This is a genomic window from Staphylococcus arlettae, from assembly GCF_002902345.1.
Lineage (GTDB): Bacteria > Bacillota > Bacilli > Staphylococcales > Staphylococcaceae > Staphylococcus > Staphylococcus arlettae.
In genome coordinates this window covers 127,098-138,487 of the sequence record NZ_PPQB01000005.1, presented here as the reverse complement: position 1 = coordinate 138,487, position 11,390 = coordinate 127,098, and the positions used below count along the sequence as shown (strand labels likewise).

Below are 11,390 nucleotides of genomic sequence, written 5' to 3'. Positions count from 1 at the left end.
TTTAATTTGAGGTCATATCTCACTCTCACCTTAGTTCTATACAATATCAAATAGCATATTTTTTGGCGGTTTTACAACTAAATTGTTAGCTAATGTTTAACTAACGATTAAACACTTTCTTTAGTAACATTATCTTCAATTTGTTGTGTAATTCCCGGCTCAACACTTTCTAGTGCTTGCTCAGCAATTTCGATTGAGCGTTTATATCTATTGTTTTTAAATAAACGTTCTGCTTCATTTAAGCTTTTATCAACGTTAGAATAATCTTTTCTATAACGATTACCATATTGAATAAGTCTTTCTGCATATACTGCGTTTACGAGCACATCAGTAGCTTCATCTTCAAATTTGTTCATTTGTAATACTACTTTAGACACTTTGTCTTTCAAGTGTTTGACGTGAATTGGTCGTGATTCAAATTTATCATTTACTTCACGAACTTCATTGTCAATTTCATTTTTCATAATAATGAAGCGTTCTGGTACACTTGGCAAGTTGGAAGCTAATAATTTTCTATAAACTTCTTCTTTTTTGCTTTGTATACGAAGGATATTATCTTCTGCTTCCGCTTCATCTTCTCGTAGTTGAATTAAATGATTTTGTAGTTTCTCTTGTTTGTCATTAATAACAGTTACGTGTTCTTCAATATATTTCAAATTGTCTTCAACTTCACTATATCGAACTGCTGATTTTGAAGTTTCACGTAAAATATCATCATATACTGTAATTAAATTTTGGATTTCATTTTCAAATTGTCTTATGTTTTGAACATCACTTTCATTGATATAGTAGTTTTCACGCACATAATCAATTTCAGTTTGAATCGTATAGTTCATATCTTTCGCTCTGAATAAATTATCAGTAATCGTTTCTTTTGTTTCTTCAACTGTATTTTTTGCTTTCACTTCATGTTCAATCAAATCATACATTTCATCTAAACGATCGTTAATACTGATTAATTTTTCATTAGCTTCATCTAACTCTAAACGACTAATCATTGGCTCAACAAAACTTAATTCCGTTTTCAATGTTTGTAAAGAACTATCGATTTTAACATGATCTAAATCATAACCTTCAACTTTTAAATCTCTACAACCATATTTCAAATCTTGGAATTGTCCCGGTAATTCTTTTTGTGCTTCACGAATTAAATCAGGAATTTCTGACATATCCTTTTTCAAGAAGTTCATATCTTCATGTAATGTATTGATATGTTGATATGCTTGGTTATAATTACCTTCTTCTTTCATCGTCTCATACGTTTGCATTTCAGGTTCAAAAGACTCGATTTCATTTTCTAAAGGTGTTGCAGCCTCGCCAAATTGATGTCTATTCGCAAGTACATCTCGTTTCATTTCACGATAATCATTCTTGCATTCTTCATACAATTTATCACTTTTCTTATGTATGTTTACAATTTCATCTACTTGCGTATTAGTTTTTTCATAATTTTGCTCATATTGATCCATTAACTCATGCGCTTCATCAATTTCTGATTGAGCTTGAGCAAATTTAAATTTGCCAAGTAAACCTTCAGCATTATGAATTTTCTCATCTACTGGTGCGAGGTATTGGTTATTACTTTGTTGTGATGATGCCTTTAAGTCGTCATATGTACTTTTTGTTTCACCTGTTAATTTTAAATCTGATAGTTTTGATAAACTCTCATTATAAGGTAATTGCTCTACTTTTAATTTTCGTTCTTCAGCTTTTTCAATGATGTGGCTTTTATTTGAACGCATATAGAATAATACACCGATTATTATCAGTATAATGACAATAATTGCTAAAATAATATATAGTGCCATATATTTTCTCCTCCTATTTTATCATTTCAATTATAACGTAATTTGGTTTGACATTAAAATAGAAATCAGTTAAATTTGCAGATTAATTTTACATTTTTCAACTTACCTACCAAAAAACACATTATTCCAAGTTCAAGCACTTGAATCTTTTAATTACTTACTATACCATTTGTCATTATATTATTCACAATATTTGAAGCGAGGTTTATAAAATATGGTAGAAATAAAACAAACAAATTACAATATGGCTCAAAAACAACTTAAATCGTTAATTGAAGATGAGCATAACTTAATTGCTATCTTAAGCAATGCCTCTGCATTAATCAATGATAATTTAGATCAAGTCAATTGGGTAGGTTTTTACTTAATGGAGCAAGATGAATTGATTTTAGGACCATTTCAAGGCCATCCGGCATGTGTACATATAGCGGTTGGAAGTGGTGTTTGTGGTACAGCCGTTGCTGAAAATCAAACACAAGTAGTAGCAGATGTAAATGCCTTCCCAGGTCATATTGCCTGTGATGCAAACAGTAAATCTGAAATCGTTGTACCTATACATCAAAATGGGAAAGTTATTGGTGTGCTTGATATAGATGCACCAATTCATAATCGTTTTACTGCTGATGATAAAATCGAACTTGAAGAAATGGTTAAAATTATAGAAGAACAACTAAACTAATCAATTACTTTCAATTTCTGAGAAGAAAGTATTGACACTTCGTAATATGATGTTACAATGAACTTTGTGTGAATAAACGAAAGTAGCAGTTACATATTAGTTGGCTCTATGTTATTCCCAACGAGGACGTGTCGCGTAACCAGCGCTATGAGGTGAAGACACATAAAATAATATATCCAAATAAGCATGTAACACTCTTTTTTGTTTTTTCATAACTACAAAAAAGAAAAAGGAGGAGTCTTAATATGGCTCGATTCAGAGGTTCAAACTGGAAAAAATCTCGTCGTTTAGGTATCTCTTTAAGTGGTACTGGTAAAGAATTAGAAAAACGTCCTTACGCACCAGGACAACATGGTCCTAACCAACGTAAAAAATTATCAGAATATGGTTTACAATTACGTGAGAAACAAAAATTACGTTACTTATATGGCATGACTGAAAGACAATTCCGTAATACTTTCGAAATTGCTGGTAACCAACACGGTGTACACGGTGAAAACTTCATGCAATTATTAGCAGCTCGTTTAGATGCTGTTGTTTATAGCTTAGGTTTAGCTCGTACTCGTCGTCAAGCACGTCAATTAGTTAACCACGGTCACGTTGAAGTAGATGGCAAACGTGTTGACATCCCTTCATACACTTTAAAACCTGGTCAAGAAATTTCAATTCGTGAAAAATCTCAAAAATTAGATATTATCGCTGAATCTGTAGAAATTAATAACTTCGTACCAGATTATTTAGAATTCGACGCTGATAACTTACAAGGTAAATTTGTTCGTATCCCTGAGCGTAGTGAATTACCAGCTGAAATCAATGAACAACTTATCGTTGAGTACTACTCAAGATAATAGCTTTATTGTTACTAAACCAAGAAGATCTCTTAGTAGACTTCTTGGTTTTTTTTACTTTATTTCCAATTTTATATAAAATATAGGAAAGGAGTGGGAAAATGATTATCCGAGCATTAGAAGCTACTGATTTAAAATTTGTCCATCATTTAAACAATGAATATTCTATTATGTCTTATTGGTTTGAAGAACCCTATCAATCTTTAAGTGAATTACAATCTTTGTATCAAAAACATATTTTAGATGAATCCGAACGTCGTTTCATTATCGAAGAAGATTCTAAACGCATCGGGGTTGTCGAACTTGTAGAAATTAACTTTATACATCGTACATGTGAGATTCAAATCATAGTAGATCCACAATACAATGGTAAAGGTTATGCAAAATCCGCGTTTAAGATGGCTATTGATTATGCATTTTTAGTATTAAACTTAAACAAAATATATTTATTCGTTGATACTACCAATGATAAAGCGGTACATATCTATAGCAGTCAAAATTTTGAAATTGAAGGTACTTTAAAAGAACATTTTTATACTCGCGGTCAATATAGTGACTGTTACGTTATGGGGTTACTCAAACGAAATTGGTTACACTAGACTAATAATGATGTAACTAACATTAATATCACAAAAATATGCTATTCAATATCAAATTACTCGATATTGAATAGCATATTTGGTGCGTCAGAAATAATACCGTCAACACCTGCAGTTAATAGTTGGTCTTTAGTTGTTAAGTCATTCACAGTGTATGGAGCAACTAAAAGCTTATGTTCATGTGCTTGTTGCACAAATTCTGCAGTTGCCAACTTAAAGTCTGGGTTTGCAAAAGTAGCATATTCGGCCAGTGCCTTGAAGTCAGGTTTTTGATACCAGTATCTTTTTCTACTTAACAACACACCTAATTGATGTCCTATTGTAAGTGAGGCAATATACTTCATACTTTTTTTATCGAAAGACTGAATTACTACATCTTCTGTAGCTATTTTGTGTTCTGTTAACATTGATATTAACAAATCCTCTATGCCGGGATATTGTTTAGGCTTTTTCACTTCAATAAGTAACTTTTGATTATATTGCACAACCATATCTAAAACTTCCGTCAACGTTGGAATAGTTAAACCTGCAAATTCCTCCCCTTTCCAACTTCCAAAATCATACTTTTTTAACTCCGCTAATGTATAATCTTGTATTCGACCACTACCATTAGAAGTACGATCAATTGTATCATCATGGATCACTACCAACTCATTGTCTTTCGTTTTATGTACATCTATTTCTAAAAAATCGATATTTAATTGCAACGCTGCTTCAATGCCTTTTAAAGTGTTTTCAGGATAAGTTGCCGCCAAACCACGATGGGCAATTACTAAACATTCATTAGACCCCATGTTTCAAGTCACTCCTCTTTCTTTCTATTCATTTATCGCCTACACTAAAAATATCATATCTTTTATGGAGGTAACATCAATATGGTTAAACATGATTTTAAAGTCACTACTACTTGGGAAGGCGGAAGAGAATCAGTTGGTAATACTGAGGGAGATGTCATCAATGCCCCTATCTCTATTCCAGCTGGATTAGGTGGTAATGGAACAGGTACTAATCCTGACGAATTACTAGTTTCTGCAGCTTCATCTTGTTATATCATTTCTTTGGCTGCTGTATTAGAACGTTCCGGTTTTCATCAAATCGCCATAACTCAAGAATCAATAGGCACTGCCATTTTCGAACAAGGAAAATTCAAAATGGATACAATTACACATTATCCTATTATTGATATTGATGATTCAGAAAAAGAAATGTTGAACAATAAATTATCGAAATTACTAAAGATTGCAGACAATAATTGTATGATTTCAAACTCAATACGAGGGAACGTTGCTGTGAAAATAGAATGTTCCGTCAAATAAAATAAAAAAATATTTTTAATTTCACAAACGTGTAAACCATCACAATGTAACCCCTTTCAAAGCCTCTTTTTTAGGGGTTCTTTTCTATTAATGTTCACTTTTGCACTTTTATATTGTCTGAAAATTTGCTAAACTTGAAAAATCTTGAGTATTGGGGGAATTTGAAATGAAACAATATCATCCATTGTTACTAACACCAGGTCCTACACCTGTACCTGATGAAATACTACATGCAACACAAGAACCAATGGTCGGTCACCGATCAAGTGATTTCGAAGCAATTGCACAAGAAGCATTTCAAGCAATCAAACCTGTTTTTGGCACAGAGAACGAAGTGATGATTTTAACATCAAGCGGAACGAGTTCATTAGAGGCAAGTATGTTAAATATTGCTAATCCTGATGATCACATCGTTATTATTGTTTCTGGTGCATTTGGCAACCGCTTTAAACAAATTGCCGAAACATATTACCAAAACGTACATATCTTTGATGTTGAATGGGGACAGGCTGTTGATGTTCCTGCATTCATCGATTTCATAACAGAACTAAACGTCGATATTACTGCTGTTTATTGTCAATACTGTGAAACATCTACCGCGGTATTACATCCAGTCGGTGAACTGGGCGCAGCACTTAAATCATTTGACGAGAACATTTATTACATTGTTGATGGTGTCAGTTGTATTGGTGCTGTTGATGCTAATATTGCTCGTGACAATATCGACGTCTTAATATCAGGTAGTCAAAAAGCCATAATGTTACCTCCGGGACTAGCATTTGTTGCATATAATAACAGAGCAAAACAACGATTCAGTGAAGTGACAACACCTAGATTTTATTTAGACTTTAATAAGTATTTGAAATCTTTGGCCGACAACTCCACACCTTTCACACCTAATGTTGCATTATTCAGAGGCGTTAACGCATATGCACAACTTGTTGAACAAGAAGGCTTTGATAATGTAATTGCTCGTCATTATGCCATTAGAGACGGTTTAAGAAGTGCGCTTAAGGCATTAGATTTAGACTTACTAGTAGAAGATCAATATGCTTCCCCTACTGTCACAGCTTTTGTACCACAAAGCAAAGATGAATTAGCATATATTAAAAATGAATTGAAATCTCGTTTCTCAATTACTATTGCAGGCGGACAAGGCCATTTAAAAGGACAAATATTACGTATCGGTCACATGGGTAAAATTTCACCTTTCGATATTTTACAAGTTGTCTCTGCATTAGAAATTATCATTTCTGAATATAGAAATACATCATTAATTGGTAAAGCATTAACACAATATATGGAGGTAGTAAAAGCATATGTATAAAATTTTAGTATCTGATCCAATCTCACCAGAAGGTTTAGCTAGTTTACATGAACACTCTAATTTTGATTTAACTACTGCAACAGATTTAACTGAAGCACAGTTAATAGATGAAATTGGAAATTATGAAGCTTTAATTGTACGTAGTCAGACTCAAGTCAATGCACAAGTAATTGAAGCTGCCAAAAATTTAAAAGTTATTGCACGTGCAGGTGTCGGTGTAGATAACATAGATATTGATGCTGCAACAAAAAATGGGATTATTGTAATCAATGCTCCTGATGGTAATACTATCTCAGCTACTGAACATTCCATGGCAATGATTTTATCAATGGCTAGAAATATCCCTCAAGCTCATAAATCATTGCAAGAAGGTAAATGGGATCGTAAAGCGTATCGCGGTACAGAATTATACACAAAAACTTTAGGTGTTATAGGTGCTGGTAGAATAGGAATAGGTGTGGCCAAACGTGCTCAAAGCTTTGGTATGAAAATTTTAGCTTTTGATCCATACTTATCTGAAGAAAAAGCTAAAGAGTTAGAAGTTACGCGTGCTTCTGTTGATGAAATAGCCGAACAAGCCGATTTTGTTACGGTGCATACTCCACTTACGCCTAAAACAAAAGGTATCGTTGGTAAAGCATTCTTTGATAAAGCTAAGCCGAATTTACAAATTATCAATGTTGCTCGTGGTGGTATCATTGATGAAGCAGCTTTATTAGATGCACTAAATAATGATCAAATTCAAAGTGCAGCACTAGACGTATTTGAAACAGAACCTGCTACAGAGTCACCTTTCGCAAATCATGATAAAGTTATTGTTACACCTCATTTAGGTGCTTCAACAGTCGAAGCGCAAGAAAAAGTTGCAGTATCAGTAGCTAATGAAATTATTGATATTTTTGAAAATGGTAATGTCTTACATGCTGTAAATGCACCACGCATGACATTTGATGAAACACATGAAGAAGTAAAACCATTTATTGAATTAAGTAAATTAACTGGAGAAGTTGGTATTCAATTATTAGATAAAGCTCCACGTGAATTACACATTAAATATGAAGGTGATATAGCTTTAGATGATACTAGTCTAATCACGCGTACTTTAGTAAGTTCAGTATTAAGTCAAGACTTAGCAGAACGTGTTAACTTAATCAATGCTCTTGTTTTATTAAATGAACAAGGTGTCTCATATAATATAGAAAAAAATACCAAACGTCATGGCTTTAGTAACTATATAGAATTAACTTTAACTAATAATGATACTCAAATAAAAATTGGTGCCACAGTGTTAAATGGTTATGGCCCACGCATAGTTAGAATTAACGACTATCCTGTCGACTTTAAACCTGAAAAAAATCAATTAATTGTTAATCACACAGACCGTCCAGGTATTGTCGGTAAAACTGGTCAAATTCTAGGTGAATATGGCATAAATATTGCTTCAATGCATTTAGGCCGTACAAACCAAGGTGGAAATGCTTTAATGATTTTATCAGTAGACCATCCAGTCAATGAAGAAATAATTAATGATTTATACCAAATTGAAGGATTTAATTTAATCCGTAACGTACAATTAGATTTGCAACACAGCACTAATTATTCTATTTAATCATTATATTTCGGTAATCAAAAAACTATTTAAATAAGTTATTCCACTAAAAAGACTGTGACATAAATACGCATTCTCAAAATAAGAGGACTAATCCTTAATCTGGATTGGTCCTCTTTATATTTGAATGCTAAAGATTTAGACTTTGCATACTTGTCTGATGTATAGTTCCAGACTGTAGACCCTTACATTTACTATTCCCCTGGGCGACAGCACATTACAAAATCAGTATACTTTTGAAAGTAAAATAAGACCCTTCATATAATTAATGAAGGGTCATTTTTCTTGAGTTTATATTCACACTATCACTATAAAGTTCGTACTTATATTTACACTTTATAATAAAATATTTCTAACTTCACCTACATGGTTAATAATATAATCCGCTTCATAAGCTTCTAACTCTTCACGTGCATTTTGGCCTTTCAACCCTGTAAGTGGCCCAATAAATGTCGCGCCAATTTTTTTAGCACTCAGTAAATCTGCCAAGGAATCCCCTACTATATAAACATCATCTTTATTTACGCGATTCTCTTGATTAGAAGCATAATGTTGATATTTAGATTGATCGTTACCTTCTAGTGTTGCTAAATAACTAAATGGATTGGGTTTACCTAATGGTTTTAATTCTGGATATAAATCTTCTGCGATTAGTACTTCACTCGCAGTTACAATATGTTCATCATCAAATAATTCCTTTATGTGAATTGTTTCAAAGGGAACGATAGTTTCAGTGCGTGGACGTCCTGTAGCAATTGCAATTTGATAGCCCGCCGTTTTTAAATCCTCTAATAATGTTTTAATCTCATCGAGAGGGCGTAAAACGACTTCATTATAAATATACCCTTGCTTGTAGTCCGTACGATTAGTTTTTTGTTCAACTTCAGCAAATAACTTATAACCGAGATACCATTCTTGATAGACTTCTTGTGCTAATGTCCAAAACGCACTTTTTAATTCAAATAAAGCAGTTTTAGACGTATGTAAAGTAGTAGCAGCATGTTCTATTAATGCTTGATAAATAAAATCTTTTCCTGGTTGCACCTTATCTAAAAATGTGAGTGGTGCTGAATAATCTAGTGTGACGTCAGAAACAGCAGAACCAATACTTTGTAATGTAGTTTGGTTAAATTTTTGATCATCTAGCACTTCTGCTAATTGTATACTTGTTAACTGTTTGCAGACATCAATAAAATGTAATGCAGTTACAACAAAAAGCATATCCCAATTTGAATTAAGTCCTAATGATTTCAACTTTTCTAGAATCTTGTCGTTATCAAATATTTTACTTCTTATGTCTTGAATATTATCGTCAGTTAATGTCTTAAAATCAACTGATGGATCAAGACCTAAAAACGCGTCATCCATTAATATTTCATATACAGTTAACGCTGAAACATCAAAGCACCTTTCTTCACTTAGAAAGACGCCATCAACATCAAACAATACTGATTTCATCTTACTCACTCTCCTAATTCAGAAAATTCTGATACCACACAATTTTACTATTTTATACATAGAAGAGCAAATGAATTTAATCATTTGCTCTTCTTTAAATTATGCTATTTATTGTTCCATCTTCATTTCAATTTCATCTGCGACTTGCTGCACATGAGTACCGATAATGACTTGTACATTATGCTTTCCACTTTTTGTAACACCTACTGCACCTGCAGCTTTAATTTTAGATTCATCAAGTACATCATTATCATTTAGTTCCATACGTAAACGTGTTGCACAGTTTGTTAAAGAAGTAATATTTTCTTTACCACCAAGTCCTTCAATTATTTGTATAGCTGTTTGACTATATTTACGGTCATTTGAGTTTGTGTTTTCATCTGCTTGCTTTGCATCTGTTTCACTCGTTGGATCTGCTAAAAGATTATCTCCTCTACCAGGTGTATTAAGTTTCAATACTTTAATTGCTACTCTAAAGACAACATAATAAATAACAAAAAATACAATACCTTGTACTAACAACATCCATGGTTGATTAGCATTCGGATTAATTAACGATAAAACATAGTCTATTAATCCTGCACTAAAGGTGAAGCCGGCAGTCCATTGGAATAATGCTGCAATAAATAATGACAGTCCTGTTAAAAAGGCATGTATAACAAATAATATCGGAGCAACAAACATAAATGAAAATTCAATTGGTTCTGTCACACCTACAAAAAACGCTGATATGGCCCCTGCGAACATCAAGCCATACACACGCTTTTTCTGCTTACTTTCAGCAGTATGGTACATAGCTAATGCAGCGGCAGGCACACCGAACATCATAACTGGGAAGAAACCAGCCATATATCGTCCTGTTTCACCTTTTACTGCACCTTCACCCGTTTGGAACTTAGCCATATCATTGATACCTGCTAGATCAAACCAAAATACTGAATTTAAAGCATGATGTAGTCCTGTAGGTATTAATAATCTATTAAAGAAGCCGTAAATAAATGCACCAGTAGGACCAAAGCCCATAATCCACATACCAAATGCTACGATTGCATTATAAATATATGGCCATGCAAACAACAACACTACAGCTAAAATAATACTAAAGAAAGCTGTCATAATTGGCACCAAACGTTTACCACTAAAGAACGATAAAGCTGTAGGTAATTCTGTTTGGCTAAATTTATTATAAGCATATGCTGCAACTAGTCCTACAATTAATCCTATAAAAACATTCGCATTATTCATTTGCTCAAACGCTTTATCAACGCCCGTTTCTTTAACACCTAATAATGGTGCCAATTTGGCAGGACTTAATACGACTGTCGTTAAAAAGAAACCTACGACAGCTGCTAAAGCTACTGCTCCATCATTTTTCTTAGCCATTCCTAATGCTACACCGACCGCAAATAAAATACCCAATTGTTCAAGTATCGTCGACCCTGCATTCGTAAAAAATGTGGCAACATGTGGTAAGATGCCAATTGCCGCTAGCGCATTCCCTATACCTGTTATTATTGCAGCTGCCGGTAACACAGCAACAGGTAACATTAACGACCTACCTAAACGCTGGAAGAAATTGTACATAAAATCCCCTCATTCCTCTATAATTATCTTTTCCCCAAAAAAGACCACGTGTACAAATTTAACACGTGGTCATGATGCATTTAATACATAATTGTACAATTTCATAATAACACAATTAAATTCAAAATCGCACCATCTTCATAATTTTAATTTTATTAATGA

General features: G+C 33.2%; 10 protein-coding genes. 6 read left to right on the top strand and 4 right to left on the bottom strand.

What is annotated here, in order from left to right:
- Positions 1-107: 107 nt before the first annotated feature.
- A complete protein-coding gene (gene ezrA, locus CD036_RS00850; protein ID WP_002510223.1) occupies positions 108-1,808 on the bottom strand; it encodes a septation ring formation regulator EzrA in 1,701 nt (566 codons plus the stop codon).
- Positions 1,809-2,022: 214 nt separating this feature from the next.
- Between ezrA and msrC the strand changes: the two genes are divergently transcribed.
- From msrC to CD036_RS00830, 3 genes are all read left to right on the top strand, one after another.
- A complete protein-coding gene (msrC, locus tag CD036_RS00845; RefSeq protein ID WP_103387814.1) occupies positions 2,023-2,487 on the top strand; it encodes a free L-methionine (R)-S-oxide reductase MsrC in 465 nt (154 codons plus the stop codon).
- A gap of 245 nt (positions 2,488-2,732) precedes the next feature.
- The gene (gene rpsD / locus CD036_RS00835) at positions 2,733-3,335 is read left to right on the top strand and encodes a 30S ribosomal protein S4 (RefSeq protein WP_002510221.1); all 603 of its coding nucleotides are present in this window, start codon (positions 2,733-2,735) and stop codon (positions 3,333-3,335) included.
- 101 nt (positions 3,336-3,436) lie between these two features.
- A complete protein-coding gene (locus tag CD036_RS00830; RefSeq protein ID WP_002510220.1) occupies positions 3,437-3,934 on the top strand; it encodes a GNAT family N-acetyltransferase in 498 nt (165 codons plus the stop codon).
- 56 nt (positions 3,935-3,990) lie between these two features.
- Here CD036_RS00830 and CD036_RS00825 read toward each other — a convergent pair whose 3' ends face one another.
- Positions 3,991-4,728, bottom strand: a complete 738-nt coding sequence (locus CD036_RS00825; protein WP_103387813.1) for a glycerophosphodiester phosphodiesterase — start codon at positions 4,726-4,728, stop codon at positions 3,991-3,993.
- 81 nt (positions 4,729-4,809) lie between these two features.
- On the opposite strand from CD036_RS00825, the gene CD036_RS00820 reads away from it, so the two are divergent.
- The 3 genes from CD036_RS00820 (at position 4,810) to serA (ending at position 8,186) form a co-directional block, all read left to right on the top strand.
- Positions 4,810-5,250: an SACOL1771 family peroxiredoxin gene (locus tag CD036_RS00820; protein WP_002510218.1), complete on the top strand. Its 441-nt coding sequence runs from the start codon at positions 4,810-4,812 to the stop codon at positions 5,248-5,250.
- 166 nt (positions 5,251-5,416) lie between these two features.
- Positions 5,417-6,577, top strand: a complete 1,161-nt coding sequence (locus CD036_RS00815) for a pyridoxal-phosphate-dependent aminotransferase family protein (RefSeq protein ID WP_002510217.1) — start codon at positions 5,417-5,419, stop codon at positions 6,575-6,577.
- Entirely contained in the window at positions 6,570-8,186 is a 1,617-nt protein-coding gene (serA, locus tag CD036_RS00810; RefSeq protein WP_002510216.1) for a phosphoglycerate dehydrogenase, read from the top strand. Before CD036_RS00815 ends, serA begins: the two co-directional genes overlap by 8 nt.
- A gap of 336 nt (positions 8,187-8,522) precedes the next feature.
- On the opposite strand, the gene CD036_RS00805 is transcribed toward serA, so the two are convergent.
- Together CD036_RS00805 and nagE are read right to left on the bottom strand one after the other, a co-directional pair.
- Positions 8,523-9,644, bottom strand: a complete 1,122-nt coding sequence (locus tag CD036_RS00805) for an HAD family hydrolase (protein WP_103387812.1) — start codon at positions 9,642-9,644, stop codon at positions 8,523-8,525.
- A gap of 108 nt (positions 9,645-9,752) precedes the next feature.
- Positions 9,753-11,228 (bottom strand): N-acetylglucosamine-specific PTS transporter subunit IIBC, encoded by a 1,476-nt coding sequence (gene nagE / locus CD036_RS00800; RefSeq protein WP_002510214.1) that lies wholly within the window; start codon positions 11,226-11,228, stop codon positions 9,753-9,755.
- Between the last annotated feature and the right edge of the window lie 162 nt (positions 11,229-11,390).

Excerpts from the sequence above, each read along its gene's own strand:
- ezrA (WP_002510223.1), bottom strand. The coding sequence starts at position 1,808 with ATGGCACTATATATTATTTTAGCAATTATTGTCATTATACTGATAATA.
- msrC (WP_103387814.1), top strand. The coding sequence starts at position 2,023 with ATGGTAGAAATAAAACAAACAAATTACAATATGGCTCAAAAACAACTT.
- rpsD (WP_002510221.1), top strand. The coding sequence starts at position 2,733 with ATGGCTCGATTCAGAGGTTCAAACTGGAAAAAATCTCGTCGTTTAGGT.
- CD036_RS00830 (WP_002510220.1), top strand. The coding sequence starts at position 3,437 with ATGATTATCCGAGCATTAGAAGCTACTGATTTAAAATTTGTCCATCAT.
- CD036_RS00825 (WP_103387813.1), bottom strand. The coding sequence starts at position 4,728 with ATGGGGTCTAATGAATGTTTAGTAATTGCCCATCGTGGTTTGGCGGCA.
- CD036_RS00820 (WP_002510218.1), top strand. The coding sequence starts at position 4,810 with ATGGTTAAACATGATTTTAAAGTCACTACTACTTGGGAAGGCGGAAGA.
- CD036_RS00815 (WP_002510217.1), top strand. The coding sequence starts at position 5,417 with ATGAAACAATATCATCCATTGTTACTAACACCAGGTCCTACACCTGTA.
- serA (WP_002510216.1), top strand. The coding sequence starts at position 6,570 with ATGTATAAAATTTTAGTATCTGATCCAATCTCACCAGAAGGTTTAGCT.
- CD036_RS00805 (WP_103387812.1), bottom strand. The coding sequence starts at position 9,644 with ATGAAATCAGTATTGTTTGATGTTGATGGCGTCTTTCTAAGTGAAGAA.
- nagE (WP_002510214.1), bottom strand. The coding sequence starts at position 11,228 with ATGTACAATTTCTTCCAGCGTTTAGGTAGGTCGTTAATGTTACCTGTT.